The sequence below is a fragment of the Salipaludibacillus daqingensis genome (assembly GCF_029891575.1).
GTDB classification, from domain to species: Bacteria; Bacillota; Bacilli; order Bacillales; family Salisediminibacteriaceae; genus Salipaludibacillus; species Salipaludibacillus daqingensis.
This window is the reverse complement of record NZ_JARZHF010000006.1, coordinates 288,451-310,019: the sequence shown is the minus strand read 5'-3', so window position 1 is coordinate 310,019 and position 21,569 is coordinate 288,451. Positions and strand designations below refer to the sequence as shown.

Here is a 21,569-nt window from a genome sequence, read left to right as displayed (position 1 = left end):
GCTAATATCGACACAGAATCGCCCTAGTTAGACCTGCCCCACCTCGTCAACTCACCTCTCCAAAAAAAAGCCCGACGGCAAAGGTGTTTTTGCCGTCGGACCTATTCAAATAATTCTTTTTTGCCGCACGAGAACCGTCCCCATTCGGCACCCATTCGGCACTCCCACTAACCGCTTATTACGACCATTCCTCTCTCAGTTCATTGACGCTGTCTCGGAGAAGTTCTTTCACTTCTTCCGATGCGTCCCTCATATGATTTCCATCAATGATGGAAAGGAATCGATCAAGCTGGCTAAATGCTTGTTTTTCTCTGCCATTATTGTAATGGTCCACCGCATTTTCAAGCGCTCCCGTTAATTGACTGGACGCTCTTTTGTTGATTTCCCCGTCTTCTTCCAAACGATCAATAATGTGATAGAGCTCTTCTGCAGTCATTGGCTCCTCAGCAACAGTAATAGTTCCATCAGCTGTAGCTGTTGAATGGTTTCCTGCTGCATCCGTCATGCTAATGTTGACCTCTGCATTTTCGAAGTTCCCTTCAGGAGCCGTCCACGTTCCTTCATAGAAACCAGGTTCTACCTCTTCCATTTCATTAATGGCAGCAGGCTGATTACCACTCGGGATACTGACCGTGAAACTCGCTTCTCCACCTTCAGAATCACTCTCGAAAGAAACAGTTACCGTGTCACCAGGCTCTATTTCCATATCTTCCGCTGGTTCAATATTCTCAATCGAAGGATCTGTCCAGTCAACATAGACAGTGACTTCTTCTGTTGTGCTATTTCCAGCATGGTCCACAGCTTCAACAGTGAAAGTATTTTCCCCTTCTTCTACAATGATTTGTTTCGAGAAGGAACCGTCTTCTGCAAATTCCGTATCCTCTCCATTGACAGCAATAGAAGCTAAGTTTTCATCATCAACTGAACCTTCTACGTTAATGACTTCATTGCCTGTAACAGAACCGTCTACTGGCGAATCAATCGTCACGTCAGGATCAATCGAATCTTTAATAACTGTGACACTGTCTGAAGGAAGTGGAATACCTTCTGCATCACCTTCTGCAAAAATCTCGTTATCCCCTTCTTCCAAATCAATCGTCGCACTAAATGCTCCATCTTCCATATCGGCCACTGCCGCTTCTTCACCATTATTATATACAGTGACATCTCCATCACCAGCAAACTCACCAGTTACTTCGATAGAATCTTCCGAAGTAAACATGCCATCTTCTGGCGATGTCAGTGTTGGTGCATCAAGAGAGTAGGCGACATTTGCACGGATCATAAAGTTACCATTATCGAAGTGAGGTTCAAATGATCCACCGATGTTCAAGTAAGAACGCTCTGCATTTGGCTGCTCTTCATCTGTACCAACTGCAGGTGAATAATCTCCTATTTCATCTTGCAACGTCGAGATGAAGAAATCATCTTCTGTTACAAAACCATGATCCGATAGATCAATATAGTTCCACTCCCCGCGATCTACTTCTACTAAGACAGGTTCGATCACCTGTTCATTTGGATTGCCATTGTCATCTGTATCGTACACAACAATGTTGATTTCATTCCCCCCAGGCACAGGGAAATCATCACCATGTATGAACATATTCACACCTCGAAGTTCAGCCATACCATCTTCTGGTGTAAACTTCACCGCTAATCCATTTCCTGCTGCGTTTAACACTAACGCATTTTCAGGCTGTCCATTATCATAAGCGATTTCATCTTCGTATCCTACAAATTGCTCCAACGCCACGTCAAGAACGAATACTTCTCCATCTTCAACCGTGACATCAAATTCATTCGGATGGTATCCTTCTGCGGAAACTCGAACAGTATAGTCTCCTTCATAGATACCTTCCATCGTGAATGCACCAGAGTCATCCGTATAGGCAACCGGTACATTTGGATCTTCGATGATACGTAAAGATGCGCCCTCAACGGGTTCTTCCGTATAATCATTTGTTACAGTACCTTCAATATCTCCAGTTGCTAAAGGATCTAGCATGAAGTTTTGGTACGTTGTTTCATCTTCTTCAACTGTGACACTTGCTTCAGCTGGATGGAATCCGTAAGCTTCTGCAAGAACAGTTACTGTTTCCCCATCTTCTGTTGCACTACTTCTAATCGTATACTCTCCAGTTGTTGGATCCGTCTGTGTTGTACGGTCCGTTTCTACAATTGTTACTGTACCGTCAACTGGTAATCCATCTTCTGAAAGGACACTTGTAGCACCGCCTGAAACTTTTTCAAATTCATACGATGAAGCATCATTTTGAAGCGTGTGTTCAAAAGTCGATTGTGGACCGACTTTTTCTCGTGATGAATCAATGGATACTCGCTCTGTTGAAGGACTTTCCACGACGTCGTCTGTACTTTCAAACGATCCAAGTACATACACATCATCGATGTACCAACCAGGACGAGTAACGGACCCATCTGTCTCTAATGCAAAACGGAATTGGATCGTTTCACCAATGTAATCATTTAGCGAAACTGCTTCTGTATTCCAAGTTTCAAATACATCCGTGTAACTAGTAAGGGTATCCCAAGTAGATCCACCGTCAGCAGTTACTTCCACATATCCGTAGTCAAAATTATTTTCGATGTTTTGCCAGTAAGTGAAATTCAACTCTGCGGTAGTAAGGTCAGCGTTTAATTCCATTTCTGGACTCATCATCCAGCTATCTTCATTGTTGTTGTAATCTCCTGATAGATTCGTAGCCAAGAGGTTTTCTCCAGCAAAGGCTTCTTCAGGTCCAGAAGTTGGTTCGCCCCATTCCCAACTATTGTTTTCGCCGTCTGTCGTAAAGTCACCATCGTTTTCATCAAAGTCCGTGTGGAAAAGCACTTCGATTTCAGGTGGTGCAGCCGACGTTTCATTGGAATAGTCGCTTTCGTTTCCAGAGTAGTCAAATGCCGTCACAACATAGTAATACGTCTCCCCAGATTCCCCTGTATTATCATTAAACTGAGTACTCGACGTATCACCTATTTTTTCAAAATCCGAGCCAGACGTTGTGGATCGGTATACGTTGTAACCAGCAGTGTCCGCTGCTTCAGACGCAGTCCACGACAACGTAATACCTGTAGAACTAGCCGTTGCTTCTAATTCGGTAGGCGCATCCGGTGCTTCGGTATCTGCCCCTTGAAGTTCTACATCATCCAAATACCAACCTAAATACTCGATAATCGCATCAGATGTTAGCTCGAATGCTACAAAAATCGGGTCATCGGAGCCGACATATTCGTTTAAGTCGATATATAAGTTTTCCCACTCTTGACCTCGTTGAGATATGGTCTCAATCGTTTCCCACGTTTCACCAAAATCGGATGAAATGTTGACATATCCGTAATCCCAACCAGCTTCAATGTCGTACCAATGACTGAGACTTAATGAAGCTGCATCCGAATCCCTTAAATCGATAGGTGGAAGAACTAACGTGTCGGCTGCATTTGGCGGATAATTTCCGGCAAGGTTTGTACCAATCACGTTATCTCCTACAACTGGGTCCGGGCTATCACCAGAAGGCTCTCCCCACTCCCAGCTTCCACCCATCGTCCAACCGAGAGGGAATTCTTCAAAGTCTTCACTGTACTCATCCGGCACAATACCGAATTCAATATCTACCCAATTCACGTCTGTCGATGTCGTGTTTCCACCGAAGTCATGAGCGAAGATTTGATAGTCAAAACCTGGTTCCATGGCATACATATGAGGAATCGTCGCTTCATACGTTCCATCTAGATGATCCCCAGATGTGAGAGACATGTCTATTGAGATGTCCTCATCAAACTCCTCATGACTAACAATTACTTCTGCTTCTACGACTGCAACATCATCAGAAATTTCTGCTGTGACTGGTAGGTCCATCCCGGAAAAAGAAAAGTCTAATGGTGTGTGCTCAATTGTTGGAGGCTCTTCATCGGAACCTTCGGATAACACTTGACCACTAACAAATCCTGTTCCATCAGCTATCATCGCAACAGCTTCATAGGCATTAACTAAACCTACCCCATACCCATCATTCGGGACGTCTGAGTATTGGTCATCCGTTAAAGGTGTTGCTGTTTCGTCCATGATTTCCTCAATCTCATCAGGCGATAAGGAAGCATCAATCGAAAGCAGCATAGCTGCAACACCAGAAATATGTGGGGAAGCCATTGATGTCCCATTCCATCCACCTTCATATCCGCCACCTGGAACTGATGAGCGAATGTTTACCCCTGGTGCGGAAATGTTTGGCTTTTGATCATCATATTGTGATGGGCCTCGACTGGAGAAACTCGCAACTCCGTTATTACTATCCGTAGCCGCTACGGCATAACTTTCTGGATAGTTTGAAGGAGGAGTAACTGTTTCAGCGCCGGGTCCTGAATTTCCGGCTGAAAAAACTGGTAATTGTCCAGCATCACGCCAAGCTTGGACCATTGGACGATACCACTCGTCAACTCCTGGTTGACCGCCCCATGAGTTTTGTACAATATCAGGAGCTAAGTCTGGGTCACCATTTGGTGCAAGCATAAATTCACCAGATGCTAACAAAGCAGCTTCTGTCCCACCAGCGGCAGTGAAGGCACGAGCGGCAATCCACTCTGCATCAGGTGCGACTCCAACGATGTTTGTTTCATCTGGTCCTTGACCCATAACCGTACCTGTTACATGGGTACCATGACCATGTGTGTCAGCTGGAAGTTCAGAACTTCCCGTAGCGTCTAACCAGTTTCCAGTTGCATCTGGATTATCTGGATCTTCTGGATCATACCCACGGAAATTTTCTTTTAATGCTTCATGATCCCATTGAACACCAGTATCAATGACACCAACGACAATTCCTTCTCCTGTAACACCAAATTCGTTCCAGGCGTCCGGAGCAAGAACTTGATCAATGTTCCATTCCACTTCGTCGTTATTGACGGCCGGAGAGGAAATAGGATCTTCTGGTTTTTCAGGGTGAATGATGTCTACATGATCATTGTCTTTAATTCGCGCGACATCAGAAGAATAAGAAAGTCTTTCAATAACGTCTTTTGTCGCTTTAACGGAAATGACGTTCATAATATAGAAACTTTCGATATCCTTGACTTCACCTTGTTCTTGGGATTTTTCTAAGGTAGTTAAGAGAGGTTGTTGTGTGGTTTCTGCAGTGGTGCGTAATGTTTCCACTACAGCATGTCTTGCTGCCATTTTTTGATTGTAGGCTGTGGAATCAGAGCCTAACTGTTGTTTTGCAACAGCTGCGACTTCCGAAGTATCTACTTGCTCTGTTAACTCGATTAACACATCTGCATACTTTTCATCTTCCAATTGTTTCATGACGGAAGAATCAATTTTTTCTGCTGCCGTTGTTTCGTTTTGCTCTTTCAAAGTCGTCATCTCACTAGAATTAGCTGCATTAGTAGACTCTGCAAAACTAGTGAATGGGGTCAAAACTAGCAAAAATACCATCAACATAGCGAACAATGAACGTATCTTCCTCTTATTATAGTACATTTTATTCCCCCTTTAAGTATGGTCCGATAGGCGACATATGAAAATCTCCCCTCCTTTTTTGCACCATATTACCTATCTATCAATCTATTTTTATATTATTTTAATTTTCAGGTAATATCAAACTTAGATGTTAATATTTACTATAAATAGATATAATTTACGACAAATACCGCAACACGAAACGAAGTTATTCGATCTGAAATTCACTATAATGAATTTTTCCCCTAAAATTCACGACAGAATTATATAAAATTTATGCACGAACAAGGCCTTTAGAACCTTTTTTCATCTATAGGAAATTTTGGTAGGGAATGGGTGGGGAATGGGGACGGTTCCCATGCGGCAAAACTAAGCAATTTGTCACTTGTTCGTAATCTTTTGAGAGGAAAAGTTTTTTTCGTAAAATCAAAACGTTTTTGGCTCAAGACGCTCCCTCTTGTGACCGTCTTTCACCAAAATCGACTCGCAACGGGCTCAAGATACTCCCTCTTGTGACCATCTTTCACCAAAATCGACTCGCAACGGTCTCAAGACGCCTCCTCTTAACAAGATGCTCCCCACAGTTGAGAGATTTTGAATGTTACCTAGGAACACGACACATCAAGATTGGTGAGTCTTTGTTCCTTCTATAAAACATGGATCGGTCGATTCACTGCCGAACAAGAACCGTCCCCATTCGGCACCACCGTTCGGCACCAGGCAACGAGTATATTTCTCTATTTCTTGTTAAAAATGGATGACTAGTTAGGGGGTTTACAGATGCGACCATTAGTAGCGTCATCTATGATTATTATCGTGACTTTTTCGCTGATTGTTATCAGTGTCGCTTCGCAAATAACAACTATAACGATAGATTCTTCTCTACACGAAGTTTATAAAAACGAATCGTCCTTGATTTTTCTTATGGATATAAACAGTTCATTTTATTCTTTATACTCTTTTCAAGGAAACCCTGCATTATTAACTAGAAAAATAGGTCATTTTGTTTTGTATGGGATACTTGCAAGCTTCATCTTTGTCATTCTTTCCATCAAACGATGGTCGCTACGGCGTATTATCGCTATTGGCACCTCTTCTTTTATAGGGCTCCTAGATGAAATACACCAGCACTTTTTAATCAATCGTTCTGGACGACTCCTTGATGTATACATAAATACAGTAGGCAGCATTTCTTTTGTATTGCTAACACTTCTCTTGTATTATTTAATTTCTAAACGTGAGTCTACAAAAAAACATCGAAACAAATCTTTTGATTCAACTGGGTGAAACGAAGATAAGACCTGATGAATCGCAAGTCTGCCGCATGAGAACCGTCCCATTCGGCACGCTAAATTATGCAAAACATCTACGATTGTTATACAATGATGGCAACTAATGTTGGAGGGGGTTGTACTATGAGCCGAACGAAGACTATCAAGAGGTCGCGTATCAAAAACTATTTTGATTTTAGAAGAGATCCGTTATCGTTTTTTGTAAGATTGCTCCAAAAGGGAGATATTGTTTCATTAAATACAGGGCTTGTCCCTTCTTATATTGTTAACTCTCCTTCCTTCGTTCAAGAGATATTAGTAACCAAGGATGCTTTTTTTCGGAAGGGACGTACGTCTAAAGTTTTGACAAGAACGATTGGTGATGGATTACTTACAACTGAAAAATCCACACACAAAAAGCAAAAAAAGTACTTTCAACCTGTTTTTTATAAAGAGCGTCTCATGCGCTACGCCGATACAATGGTATCGGATTCAGAAAGTCTAGTAGCAGAACTGGAGCAAAAGGACTCGTGCCTATTAGATGAAGAGATGATGGAGCTTACGCTATCGATCATTTCGAAGGTCATGTTTGCTACAAATGTAGATGAAAAGAAAAAAGAATTGGCCGCTGCTGTCAGCGCGACGATTAAACAAACGGCGAACAACTTATTTTCACCAATCCTATTACCTCTGGCTGTTCCGACAAAGGGAAATAGAACACACCGAGACGCAATCAACAAGTTAGAAAACGTGATCTATCCTATTATCGACGAGGCAAAGCGAAACCCAACAGCATACGAAGATACGATGGTTGGCTTATTGTTGGATTCAGCAAAACAGCCCGACGCCCCTCCGATATCTGATAAAGAACTTCGCGATCAAATGATGACGATGCTACTCGCCGGACATGAAACGTCAGCCAATTTGTTAACGTGGATCTTCTATGCCTTGTCAAAAAATCCTGAGGCAGAAGCAAAATTCCATGAAGAAATTGATCAATTAGACTCGTTAACGGAAACCCCTTTTGAAACGTACCGGAAGCTAACGTATACAAATCAGATCATTAAGGAAACGTTGCGATTATATCCCCCAGCTTGGCTTATTTACCGAGAGGCAGACGAAGATGTGGAACTATTAGGTGAAACCTACAAAGCTGGAAGTACTTTCATGATCGCTCCTTACTCGATTCATCGAAATGCGGATATTTTTCCAGATCCAGAACAATTTAAACCAGAGCGTTTCTCAGAGGAAAACCAAGAATCGATCCCGACATTTGCATACTTTCCATTTGGTGCTGGATCAAGGAGTTGTATCGGCTATCGTTTTGCGATGATGGAAACGGCGCTCATCCTTGCCGTTGTAGGTAAAAGTTTAAGATTCGAGCGTGTCGATGCTGCTCCAGTTGAACCTGAACCGTTAGTTTCCCTTCGAGTCAAAGATGGACTTAACATGAAGGTCGTTTCGAGGAAAACAAACTGATGAATTGGCGTGTGGGAGGTCACAATATATTCCTGTGAGGGTATCTAGCGATATTCGTGTAATCGCTGTTTCAAGCGAGGATTACTCAAGCAAAAATAAGCCATGCGGAGAATGCAAATCCACATGGCTTTCGAATTATTTGTTCACTATTGTGTTTCTACAATCTCATGTTCTTTTCAAGGCGATTAATTTGTGTATCATGCTTCCCTACTTTTTCACTTAAATAATCAATGTCGTATATAAATGTATCCATTTTCTTATTTATGATATGAAGGGTTCCTTTCACATCTTCTTGTTGGCTTTTCTCCATCTGATCTAGTTTATTAGTTACAGTCATGAATTGATCATCCACGTGATCGAACTTTTGATTTATAATGTCGAATTGCCCGTCCACGAGATCAAACTTATGGAAAACTGTCGTAAACTGCTCGTCCACTTGATTAAATTTATGATTCACATTCTCAAATTGTTCATCTATGAGATCAAACTTGTTAAATACCGTTTCAAACTGTTCATCCACTTTTTCAAACTTATGGAAAACTGTCGTAAACTGCTCGTCCACTTGATCAAATTTATGATTCACATTCTCAAATTGTTCATCTATGAAATCAAACTTGTTAAATACCGTTTCAAACTGTCCGTCCACGAGATCAAACTTATGGAAAACTGTCGTAAACTGCTCGTCCACTTGATTAAATTTATGATTCACATTCTCAAATTGGTCATCTATAAGATCAAACTTGTTAAATACCGTTTCAAACTGTTCGTCCACTTTTTCAAACTTCTCGTCGACATCATCAAGCCTTTTATACACTTTTTCAAACTTCTCATCTACATCATCAAGTCTTTTATACACTTTATCAAACTGACCGTCCATCTTGTCGAATTTTTTTGTTAAAGCGTCCAGCAATTTCTCGTTATCCATTAGAAATCACACCCTTCATCTTATGTTCATTATAACACTTTAGAAAAATTGATTTATGGTACTTTGTCTTTAATATTGCTGCTGCATTTGCTTCCCTTTTCTCCACCTAAAATATCAATTCGGTAAATCAATAGTCTCCCTTTATGATTCCACCTCTTTCATCAATAAGATTAGACTTCACTTAACGCTGATTTCTGTTCTAAATCCTAAGAGTATTTCAAGGGAATGTTCATTTTCAGAGAATTACTGCTTGTTGTTTTCTTTCTATAAGCTTTGTATAGAAGGTTGCGACCATAAGTAAATATCCCTTCTAGATTAGCGATATAAGAACAATTATTTAATATTCTTTTCAAAATAGGTGAAGTGATTGCTTCATGATGTATCATGTAAAAATGGATGGTATGAAGGAGGTGGTTTGCATTAATAAGAGATGTAATCCCTTCCTACAATGAGGTGACAAAGCGGAAATTTCAGTCATTCTTTTGCATTTAGAGGAGTTCCAACAGAAAGCAAATACAAATGAATTTTATATTACGTAGCAATAATCATTAATGACATATCAGTATCGTTTATTCAATCAAGAAAATTTCAGCACTATAGTAATTAAGAGAAAGAGACAGAGGGCAATTCACTTCTTCGATCTGTTCAACAAAATTTACGACAACATCGTTAAGTAACTACCTGACAGAACATTTGTTCCCTTCATTTTATTTTAATTCAATATTGATTCACCGTCAATTTTTATGTATCACAAATCAATTTACTTCATATAGGCAAATTTTGTATTCTTTTATTATGACGTATTTTTAATCATACAAGAGTATTGGAATAGTAATACGCTTTTCACGTTGGCTAGTTGAAGACCTGGTACCTAGAAATGGGCACTCTTTTTACATGTAGATTTTTATAAACTAGTCACCATGTCTAGTCAGTAATAAAGTTATAGACAATAGATAGAAGTTTTTATGTCAGGGATAAAATCTATTTAAATTGCTAATTTTGTCACCCAGTGCCGCATGAGAACCGTCCCCATTCATCACCCGTTCATCACTTTCATAGTGTGATGCGGAAGGTGGTGCCTACTCGTTTTTTGCTATCTATGTCAATTTTTCCGCCTAGTTTATTTATCGTGCTATAGACCATGAGCATACCGAGACCTGTACCTTCTTTTTTTGTAGAATAGTACGGATCTCCCATACGCGCGACTTCTTGTTCTGTCATTCCAATTCCTGAATCTTTGATTACGATGATAATTTTGTCGTTTTGGTTTGAAACATGAATAGAAAGGATGCCTCCAGATTCTTTCATCGATTCAATACCGTTTTTGTATAAATTAATGAGACACTGCTGAATTTGGTTTTGGTCGAACTTTTTATACACCTTATTATTAAACTGAAAATCTAGCGTGACTTGATGCATGTTTGCATAGGCAACCATAATATTATTGACGTATTCGGTTTCATATTTCAAATTAGAATGTACCATGTTTTTCGCTTGAGGTTTGGCGATCGAAAGAAAATCACTGACAATATTTTCTGCCCGGTTCAATTCTTTGATGGAAAGGTCTATATAACCTTTTTCTTTTTCATCTATATTTTTGGAAGTATGTAAAAGTTGAAGGAAACCACTTGTCACAGTCAAAGGATTTCTTATTTCATGAGACACACTAGCCGATAATTCACTCATGAGATGAAGTCTATCAGATTGAAAAAGCCTTTCTCTCGTTTTTACATTAACAATAATTTTTTCAATTAAAATCATGATAATAAACGTGGCAACAACATGTATGATTAAAACACTAACAGCCATCTTCCAATATTCTTCCCCTACTGATGGATAAAACGGAATGATTGTCGTAAAAAATAAAAGCATTGTGACGAAAGTAAGCACGACCGCACTGACAATCCTTTTTCGAGCTCCTAGTTTCATAAATCTCCCACTCCATAAAGGGATAAAGATAACCATCGCTGTGGAGAAGTAAAAAGAAAATAGCATGCCATCTCCACCGAGAAAAAATCGATATATATTTAATACGAGATAGAGTGGAAAAGCAATAATGTAGCCACCGAAAAGGGATGAAATAATATATGGTACATATCGTAAATCAAACATAAATCCAAAGTCAGCATCTAATCGAATAGGAAAAGTCATACATAATACCATCGAAACGGACGATAGGAAAAAAACGAGCATTTGATTTTTCTCTAACAGAACTCGATTCTCAAAAAATATTAGATAGACTACTACAGGAAAAAGTAAAAACAGGAAATTAATTAACAATATCTCAGTCAACTTGTCCACTCCTTTCTATCATTAATTAGAAAATAGTGATTTCAATAATCAAAGCAATATGTATAAAAAATCCTTTAATATCAACATTTAGGAATGAAAATTCACAAGACTAATTGTTGGTATTATACCATGGTTATTGTCGCTTATAGGAGAGAGGAATGAAAACACGGAATATTTTTTAGCACTAGATGATTAGTCTAAATGATAACGAATAACAAACAACGTTCTCACCTTCTTTTATAGGATAGTGCATAGCAAAAAATCCCTTGGAATTTCCTCTCCAAGAGACCCTCATTCTGACTGTATCTTTGAACCATGCCGAACGTGCCGTGCCGAACGGGGACGGTTCCTGTTCGGCACTAACCTCACGCTTAAAATGTTAACGTTACTTCTGCATCTTTTGCAAACTCTAAGAATGTGACTGCTCCACCAACATCAATCCCATCAACAAAGTCTTCCGTTGTTAACTTCATCAAGTCCATCGTCATTTGACAGCCGATAAATTTTACATCTAGATCTTGCGCCATTTCCACTAAGTCTGGAATTGATGGGAGATCCCCCTCTTTGAATCCTTCTGCAATGTGCTCTTTTCCTGCTGGTACTGGGAGTTGCTTATAACCTTCTTTATGGATTAAATTCAACCCTTCAAACGTGAAGAAGATAGCTACTTCTTTGTTACTTGCTGCAGCTGCTGTTGCGATATTATATACTTTGTATGCATCAAATAATTCACCATTACTTGCGATAATAGCAACCTTGCTCATTTCGTAACTCCTCCTTTTAAGTTTTCTAACACCGCATCTGGATTAAAACCTAGAACCCATTGACCGTTGACCTCTGTTTGCGGAACGCCTAGCTGACCAGTTGTTGCAACTAATTTTTCTGCTGCTTTTTGATCTAGTTGAACGTTCACCTCTTTAAATGAGATTCCTTGCTCTCTCAAAAAATTTTTCATCATTGTACAGTAAGGACATGTGTTTGTGCTGTAAAGTGTTACTTGATTCATTTTGAATTCCTCCTCATTATATTTTAGTTTCGTCATTATTCATTTATACCCCTAAAGGTATATTTTAAACCAAAAAAATTTCATGGTATTTTCAGATATAGATAACAAAATCTCCGAAACATTTAAGAGTGTTACGTAATATTAGTTATCGTGAGAATTGTTTCTTCGTCTGTCTGATACCCCTATAGGTATTATAATAATCAATCTACAGGCTTTTGTCAACTTAATGATTCGTATGAAATTTGAGCGAAGTTCTTAATGGAATGATTAATAGATTTTGTCACCTTAAACGACCATTAATTGAATGCTTCCGAACCTAGTGAGCTAACACATGCAAGTTCTACTTCCCCTTTAATGCCGCACGGGAACCGTCCCCATTCACCTGACCACATTTAGAAACAAAGGGACGGTTCGGGTCTTGAATAAGAACTTGTCCTTCTAAAATATTACAAAAGCGACCTGAACATAAGAATCATCCTTGTTCAGGTCGCTTATATTATAGCTCCGATGGAACCATTAAAAAAGAAAATATCATTTCAATCCATGCTTCCTCACTTTTTCTAATTAATGAGTTTAGCTATCTTAGCTAAAGTAACTTCATCTCCAATTCCATTTACTTTTAAGCCATAATATAACTGGAATTCTTTCACTACTCGTTCTGTTGATGGACCATAGCTGCTTGGAAAATTCATCGAGACAGGGAAACCGACCTTATTTAAATCTTCTTTAATCTTTATGGTCTTTTGGTTGTTTTGACCCCTTCTTAATGGACTTGATAGTACTTCTTTTACCTTTAATAAACTTACTTCATCTCCAATTCCATTCACTTTTAAACCGTAATATGATTGGAATTCTTTTACTGCTCGTTCCGTAGATGGGCCATAGCTGCTTGGAAAGTTCATCGAGACAGAAAACCCTAGCTTATTTAAATTTTCTTTCATTTCGATTGTCTCCGGATTATTCTCGCCTCTTCTTAATGGACTTGATAGAAACTCTTTCACCTTTGCTAAACTTACTTCATCTCCAATTCCATTCACTTTTAAACCGTAATATGATTGGAATTCTTTTACTGCTCGTTCCGTAGATGGGCCATAACTGCTTGGAAAATTCATCGAGACAGAAAACCCTAGCTTATTTAAATTTTCTTTCATTTCGATTGTCTCCGGATTATTCTCGCCTCTTCTTAATGGACTTGATAGAACCTCTTTCACCTTTGCTAAACTTACTTCATCTCCAATTCCATTTGCTTTTAAATCGTAATATGATTGGAATTCTTTTACTGCTCGTTCCGTAGATGGGCCATAGCTGCTTGGAAAGTTCATCGAGACAGAAAACCCTAACTTATTTAAATTTTCTTTCATTTCGATTGTCTCCGGATTATTCTCGCCTCTTCTTAATGGACTTGATAGAACCTCTTTCACCTTTGCTAAGCTTACTTCATCTCCAATTCCATTTGCTTTTAAACCGTAATATGATTGGAATTCTTTTACTGCTCGTTCCGTAGATGGGCCATAGCTGTCTGGAAAGTTCATCGAGACAGAAAACCCTAGCTTATTTAAGTTTTCTTTTATTTCGATTGTCTCTAGATTGTTCCGACCTCTTCTTAATGGACTTGATAAAATTTCACTTATCTTTTTTAAAGTATTATCATTTATCTTCCCTGTGACATCCAAACTATAATATGCTTGAAAATCTCTTAAAGCTGACTCCGTTTTACTGTCCAACTTACCATTTGGATCTTTTATCTCTAAGAAACCTAAATTTTTTAAATCTTTTTGCAATGCTAATATTGTTTCATCAATTTGAGGTAATTCATTTCCTTTTTTAATTGGCGCTTGCACTAATCCATATCCATACTTGGAATCTCTTCCTTCTGATCCTAAATCTATTGATGTATCTCTTAATATTTTTCTTAAGTCTTTACTTCCCATGCTAGGATAAGCTACTTTTAATAGTGCAAGAATACCGGCAACATGAGGAGATGCCATACTCGTTCCACTCATACGAGTATAATAATTGTTAATATGTGTGGAATAGATCGATACTCCCGGAGCAGTAACTTCTATTTCAACTCCAGTGTTTGAAAAGGAAGCAATTTCATTATTTTTATCAATAGCAGAGACAGCAATTACGTTCGATAAGGCAGCCGGATAGCTCACACTACTCCCGTATTCATTCCCCGCTGCTGCAACGACTAAAATCCCTTTGTTTACGGCATTTGCAATTACTTCTGCTAACGGAAAAGAATATTTATTAGACCCTAAACTTAAATTAATTATGTCTACATTTTCTGATATCGCCCAATCAATTGCTTCTATTAGATTGGTTGTCATGATTTTTCCATCAATATCACTGACACGGGCTGCAAAGATATCCACCTCAGGAGCTACACCAACAACACCAATATTGTTGTCTTTTGCGCCAATAATACCAGCTACATGTGTCCCATGACCATCCGCATCTTCACATGTTAAGGCATCCGATGCCCCGTAACATCCTACGACATTTAAATCCGGGTGAGAAGTATCAACTCCACTATCTATAACAGCAACTTTCACACCTTTACCAGTAAAGTTATTACTCCAAGCTTTAGGTGCGTCAACACTCTCAATCCCCCAAGGTGTTGTTTGACTTTGAATGTAGTATTGTTCATTTTTTTCAACTGATACGACGTTCGGATTATTCACTAATCCTTTAATGGCATGACTAGGAATAGTTACTGCTAAAGCAGGGATGTTATCATACTCATGATGGGTGGTTCCATTTGCATTTGCGATTAATCCCTTGTTGGGATTTTCTTTAAATAGAACGATAACTTTCTCTTCGTCCTCTTGCTTCCCATTCTTTGGGGTACTTGAACTACCTCGCTTGTTATCTTCATCATCAGTATAATCAGCTTCTGCTTCTTCATATAAGACTTCACTTTCATTTTCATCCGTTAAAGTAGAATCTTCTTGTTCTTCTTGTTCTTCTTGTTGCTCTTGTTGCTCTTGTTGCTCTTGTTGATCATTATCATCAGTTTCTATAGGATATTCGTCTGCTTCAACTGCATCTATATCTTCAATAGTATCAATTATTTCAGTTTCGTCTATTTCTACGGGAAGTTCTTCTGAAGCCCCTACATACATTGGTAAAACAAGGTTTAAACTCATAATTAATAATAAAAACATAAGAGATACTTTTTTTCTTTTCATATACCAACCCCCTCAAGTGTTTTAGTCTAAAAGACTATATCTTTAGTATCGTTTAAAAGAGCTTCCTTTTCAATCCTTCTTTTACACTTATTTATTTAATTTCTATCATCAAAATTAAAAACTAACTCAAAACAAAAAACACCTCGAAATGGAGCAATTGCTTCCATTCGAGGTGTTTATTTTCAATCTAGTTTTCAGACAATTACTCTATTAATCTACTTCTACGATTTCAACTCGACCTTCGCCGTCTTCGTAGTCAACTGCTCCTTCTGATTCCATTAGATCTTCCATCAGTTGGAACATTCCAGTCGTTACGTAACCAGCAGCATCTTGAACTACTGTTGCTGCTGAAAAGTCATAACCATCGCCGCCTTCGGCCATGAAGTTATTTGTAATTAGCGTATACGTTTCATTGTCATCGATCGGCTCGCCATCGACATACAAATCAGCGTCGACAAACTCGTCATCCTCATTAACATAAATCGTGAATGTTAATCCCGATGTTTGTAGGTCATTTTGAGTACGATAAGAATAGGAATATTCAATCACATCTCTTAAATCTGCTCCTGTGATTTCCAATTCACTCAGTTCATTACCGAAAGGTTCTACAGTGTAAATATCGCCTGCTGTAATATCACCTTCATCGATATTGGCACGAATTCCACCGTTATTTGTAATCGCCATGTCAGCATCCAATGCCTGCTTCATAGAATCTGTCCAGAAATTACCTAACGATGTATCTCTTTCCCAACGAGCATTTCTGCTTAACCCAGTGTTCGTAACACCTAAGACTTCTTGAAGAAGTTCTTCTGCTTCAGCATTATAAGCATCAACTTTGTCTTGAACATCTGGATTCACATCCGTTAGATAATTAACATCTTGCAAGTAATAGTCATTGAACGTCACATCGGTTCCATCAAATTCAAGGTTGAAGTGACCAACAAATGATGCGTCGCTTCCCGCTTGAACGACTGGCGTTCCGTTCACGATGTCTGCTTCAAAAATCCTACTGTGAGAGTGCCCACCGATAATGACATCGAAGAAATCAACATTCTCTGCAAGATTTTTATCAGCACTATTACCGATATGCGTCAATGCTATAAGAATATCGGTTTCATCTTTTAAGTAAGCATATTGTTCAGCTGTTTCTACATAATCATAAAACTCAATTCCAGCAATACCAGAAAGACGAGTTGCTGGTGGGTTTTGTGTTAAGGAGAAAACCCCTACATCCACACCGTCAATCTCATAAATCTCATACGGCTCTGGCTGTTGAATAGGCACTTCTGGGTCAACGACTTCCATGTTCGCACTTAACCAGTCAAATTCTGATTCTGCTTCTCTCGCTGCAAACGCATCTTGTCCATAATCGAACTCATGGTTTCCTATAGCCATTGCATCAAGACCCATTTCATTTAACAAGTCAACAATTGGCGCTCCGTCTTGTAAGTCAACAACGGCATTACCGCTAAAAATATCGCCTGCATCTAAGTATAGATAATTGTCAGCTTCTGCCCCTCTATCATTAACGAAGGCGGAAACTTTTCCAAAGTTATCAATCTTTGAATGAATATCATTCGTGTGAAAAATATCTAAAGACAAACTTCTTCCATAATCAAAATCGATCTCAAAATCATTAATTGTCAGTGTCCCTGCCAAACCATCAAGATCATCGTTTGCATGTTCCACCGTTACGAGTGAACGATCTTCTGAGGAAACTGCATAATCCGTTAATTCTGGAACAACAACGGTTCCATCCTCTAGTTCTACTTCCACATCAATCATCCGATCAATTTCCAATCCTTTTGGGTACGTTTTATCAAAATCAATAACAAAACTTGTAGAATCAATCACTTCCACATCTTCAATCGCTCTTTTCGGTCCTTGAGAGTTATTTCCGCTATTTCCTCTTTCTTCACTCGCAGCTTGCCCATTAGCATTTCCATTGCCTTGATTTGCTGTAGCCATAGGCGCAAATGAAGAGGCGACGAGAATCCCTGACATGACAGCCACACTAATTTTCCGATACATCTTTGAACGATCCTTCATAAAACGATTTCCTCCCTTAATGATTAAGTGATAATCTATCGTTCTATTACTGATTGAAGATAGTAATAGCAAGTAAAGTATAATATTATACGACAAGTGATGTAAACGTTAGATAAACAGACGTCTGACCAATTCATGAACTTATTCCCATGCCTAAAGTAGCTGTTTCACTATCATTTTAATTATCATGTTTCATTTAATTCGAAAAACGAAATAAGTCCATAATTATTTTTTAGAAAAATAAAAATATTTTAGCTTCCTCTTCCTAACACTGCCCTATCTCTATCAAGGCATAACGTATTTTCTAATCCATGAATAAGCTTAATCTAATCGAATCAGTCGTTTTACAAAAAATAAGTACTTCTATCTCTATTTAATGGAAAAAAGCGAGATAAAAAGCGAATGAAATACAAATCTCTTTGCTTTGAACTAATCATAGAGCCGAAACTAATAAATTCATCATACTTTTTACACCCAATAGATAAATCAACTTTCATTAAACGTCGTATAGTCCTACTTAAAATATGTGCAACATGGGGACGGTTCTTAAAGGAATCAATCGGAAGTTTTGCCACATAAAAATGATCTGGTCGTTGCTCACGTTTAGGTTTCGGTGTGCTCCTCCAATACAAAAATAGCCTCTCGGTAAGCTAAACTCGCTTACCAAGAGGCTATTTTATTAGATTAGAGGTCTAGCTCAACCATTTTCATAAACAAGATCATTCGGTAATACTACTCGTAACTAACTTTAAGACCATTCCTCTATTAACTGTTCTCCACTATTTTTGAGAAGTTCTTTCACTTCCTCAGAAGAATTTCTCATTTGATTTTTATCAACTGTGGAAAGGAATCTTTCCAAGTGGTTAATCGCTTGTTTCTGTCTTCCACCTTCGTAGTGTTTCTCAGCTACGTTTAGTGAATTCATTAACTGTTTACTTGCTGATTTTTTGATTTCTCCATTTTCCTCTAAGTCACCAATGAGGTGATAAAGTTCTTCTAGAGAAACTGGATCTTCCCCGTTACCATCGCCCGGGTCTTCTCCATTTCCGTCACCCGGATCTTCGCCGTCACCATCTCCTGGATCTTCTCCATTTCCGTCACCTTCAACCACTTCTACTAATCTTACATTGTCAATGAAGAGGTCATATGGGACTGCTAGTTCAGGATCGTCTTCTCCTCTACCTAAACCGAACATCAATCTGAAGTCTCCAGCAGATTCTACGTTAATGTAACCTTCATATGTTTCCATGGAACTTCCTACATTGAATTCCATAATGCCTGACTCTGATCCCGCAAGCTCTACACTGACATTGCGGTCTCGTTCAGATCTCATGTCGAATTCAACTTTGTAGTTACCCGTTGGTACGGTCACATCTTGCATGAACTGAATATGCCACCATTCCCAACCAACTTGCTGAATCGTTGCTTTTAATTCTTCATTTTCGATAGAGAAATCAGCTAAACCAGCCCAACCCTCATAATCTCCTAGATTAAAGACGTTCCATACGATCGAATTCTGCTCATCACCAAATTCAGTTGTTTCTTCAAATGTTCCATCAATGATTAAGTTGTCACCAACTTCTTGCCAATCTTTTGATGGGTCTAACGGTTCTTGATCTCCGTCACCTGGATCTTCGCCGTCACCGTCACCTGGATCTGTCGGTTGCCCTGGCTCTGGGTGATCTGCGTTTGCATCTTCATAGACACGTACATAATCAACTTCCACTTGACCTGGGAACTCTGTTGTTCCATCAGGGTCTCCGCCATACCAGCCGCCAACTGCTAGATTAAGAATTAAATAAAATTCTTGATCAAATGGAGCTGGATATTCACCATTAGCTGTTCCCCACTCTGTTTTCGTTGAATACAATTCGTCATTAACATACCAGCGAATTTCACCTGGCTCCCACTCAATGCTATATTCATTGAATTCAGTCGTAGATTGTCCTTCAGGGAAATCATATTCTGCCGCAGAATATGTGTTAAATGGCCAAACATCACCGTAATGGATCGCCGCTCCCACTTTATCTGTTTCAGAACCTCTGTTTTCCATAATGTCAATCTCACCAGATGCTGCCCAACCACCGTAAATGTCATCTTGTGGCATCATCCAGAACGCAGGCCAGTAGCCTTGTCCTTCAGGAAGTTTCATACTTGCTTCAAATCTTCCGTAAGCTTGACTGAATAGTTCATCTGTCAAAACCTTTCCAGATGTGTAATCATATTCGCCTTGCTCATCACTTACCGTTTCTTCACGAGCTTCAAGAATAAGGCGCCCGTCTTCTACCCGAACGTTGTCTTCTTGGTAGGATTGTTTCTCATTATTTCCCCAACCGTCTATCCATTCGTCACCATCGTAGAAACCATTTCCGATGTCAATTTTCCATTTAGAAGTGTCTAATTCAGTTCCTTCAAATTCATCACTCCATGTTAACTGCCAATCATGTTCTGAATCTGTTGGATCTGTTGGTTCGTCTCCGTCACCTGGATCACTCGGGTCAGATGGTTCAGAACCATCAAAAGACAAACTATATGGAAGTTCAATACTTGAAGCTTCATCAGGTGCATTTACCTTAAGCTCACCATCACTACCACCAATTGCGAGTGAAACTTCCACTCGAATTTTTCCATTTGTAAACTCACTATAGGAATCCCCTGTTACATTTTGAGTGAATTCTTGCGTGAATTCCTCATATGATTCTGATTCTGTATTTCCATCCGTTGCTAACCATGGTGTTTCTTCTGTCCGATCCCAGTTACCATCGCCATTAAAGTCGTAGGAAGCTTTTGCTACAAAGTCTAATGCGATATCTAAACCGTTCAAGTATAAATTAGCCAATGTATTTCCAGATCCATTATATTCACCGGAAACATTATCAATCTCATAAGTCAATGTTTCTCTAGATTGAGGCAATATATCGGCCTCTGCAGAAGTTCCAGGCTCAACTGATAATTCCCTTGATTCTTCTCCGCCTATAAGGAATAGCGTGTTATCATTGTTACCTTGATCACCATCTCCAGTTGATGGAGAACCTGCTTGTCCTAAGAATTTCAAATCATCAAAGTAATACGTATCTCCTGCTCCTTCATTTCCAAAATCGAAAAAGATAGAAATCATGTTAAACGTATAATCATAAATTAAGTACTCTGTCCCTGGAGACTGATTTGAAAAATCAAATTCTAACGTTTCCCACTCGTTCGAAGTCGTTGTAACTGCTCCAGTTTCAACCGAACGTGTAGGGTCGCCCTTTTCTTCAGCCTTGAGTCTAACTTCGATTCCTTCTTTGGGTGAAAATACTTTTACTGACATTTTTGTATTAGATTCAGTAAACGGTATTGCTTGAATTGTATTTTCTGGCGCTTGTCCAAAGGTCGTTCCGGCCCATGATGCGGCACCTTCACTTTTCACTACTTCAACTACTTCATTTGACGTATCTGTTGGATCCTCAACGATGCCAGATTCTGCACCCCCAAAATCATCAAGAACGTATTCAACACCACTTTCACCAAAGTTTACTAATACTGTTTCGTCATCGCCTTCGCTATGCTCATTCGCTTGAACGAACACACTGAAATTTGGAAGCATTAGTAAAAAGATCATAAACCAACTAAACACTTTTACTTTCATAAACAATCTCCTCTCATTTTTTCAAATTAAAAATTAAGTAAAAATACGTAACAGACAACGGGTCAGACAGTAGTCACCTCCTTAGATTAATCAAATGATCGAAAGCGCTTTCGATTTGTCAGAAAATTAAAGGTAGACATTAAAATACATATCTACTAAATTAAATCGACCTTCATAAAAGAACAAAATACATGTCTCACAATCATCCAAAGCGCTTTCGAATTGGCAGATAATTTGAAGTAGATGAGAAAA

At 39.0% G+C, this 21,569-nt stretch carries 10 protein-coding genes; 2 read left to right on the top strand and 8 right to left on the bottom strand.

Annotation, left to right across the window (positions count from 1 at the left end; genetic code table 11):
• Window positions 1-178: 178 nt before the first annotated feature.
• The gene (locus QDN89_RS13695) at window positions 179-5,494 is read right to left on the bottom strand and encodes a S8 family serine peptidase (protein ID WP_280770713.1); all 5,316 of its coding nucleotides are present in this window, start codon (window positions 5,492-5,494) and stop codon (window positions 179-181) included.
• 759 nt (window positions 5,495-6,253) lie between these two features.
• Here QDN89_RS13695 and QDN89_RS13690 point away from each other — a divergent pair.
• Together QDN89_RS13690 and QDN89_RS13685 are read left to right on the top strand one after the other, a co-directional pair.
• A complete protein-coding gene (locus QDN89_RS13690) occupies window positions 6,254-6,760 on the top strand; it encodes a VanZ family protein (RefSeq protein WP_280770712.1) in 507 nt (168 codons plus the stop codon).
• Between the two features lie 128 nt (window positions 6,761-6,888).
• Complete coding sequence (locus QDN89_RS13685) at window positions 6,889-8,223, top strand: cytochrome P450 (protein ID WP_280770711.1); 1,335 nt, start codon at window positions 6,889-6,891, stop codon at window positions 8,221-8,223.
• Between the two features lie 157 nt (window positions 8,224-8,380).
• Here the strand turns inward: QDN89_RS13685 and QDN89_RS13680 are convergent, their stop codons facing one another.
• The 7 genes from QDN89_RS13680 to QDN89_RS13650 all read right to left on the bottom strand — a co-directional run bounded on the left by QDN89_RS13680 (window position 8,381) and on the right by QDN89_RS13650 (window position 21,317).
• Window positions 8,381-9,148, bottom strand: coding sequence for a hypothetical protein (locus QDN89_RS13680; protein ID WP_280770710.1), 768 nt, complete (start codon window positions 9,146-9,148; stop codon window positions 8,381-8,383).
• 1,053 nt (window positions 9,149-10,201) lie between these two features.
• A complete protein-coding gene (locus QDN89_RS13675) occupies window positions 10,202-11,440 on the bottom strand; it encodes an ATP-binding protein (protein WP_280770709.1) in 1,239 nt (412 codons plus the stop codon).
• Window positions 11,441-11,811: 371 nt separating this feature from the next.
• On the bottom strand, window positions 11,812-12,204 hold the full coding sequence (locus QDN89_RS13670) for a DsrE/DsrF/DrsH-like family protein (protein WP_280770708.1): 393 nt from the start codon (window positions 12,202-12,204) through the stop codon (window positions 11,812-11,814).
• Window positions 12,201-12,446: a glutaredoxin family protein gene (locus tag QDN89_RS13665; RefSeq protein ID WP_280770707.1), complete on the bottom strand. Its 246-nt coding sequence runs from the start codon at window positions 12,444-12,446 to the stop codon at window positions 12,201-12,203. Before QDN89_RS13665 ends, QDN89_RS13670 begins: the two co-directional genes overlap by 4 nt.
• A 560-nt stretch (window positions 12,447-13,006) precedes the next feature.
• Window positions 13,007-15,640, bottom strand: a complete 2,634-nt coding sequence (locus QDN89_RS13660) for a peptidoglycan-binding protein (RefSeq protein ID WP_280770706.1) — start codon at window positions 15,638-15,640, stop codon at window positions 13,007-13,009.
• Between the two features lie 210 nt (window positions 15,641-15,850).
• On the bottom strand, window positions 15,851-17,689 hold the full coding sequence (locus QDN89_RS13655) for a bifunctional metallophosphatase/5'-nucleotidase (protein WP_280770705.1): 1,839 nt from the start codon (window positions 17,687-17,689) through the stop codon (window positions 15,851-15,853).
• 748 nt (window positions 17,690-18,437) lie between these two features.
• Window positions 18,438-21,317, bottom strand: coding sequence for a glycoside hydrolase family 16 protein (locus QDN89_RS13650; protein ID WP_280770704.1), 2,880 nt, complete (start codon window positions 21,315-21,317; stop codon window positions 18,438-18,440).
• Window positions 21,318-21,569 lie beyond the last annotated feature (252 nt).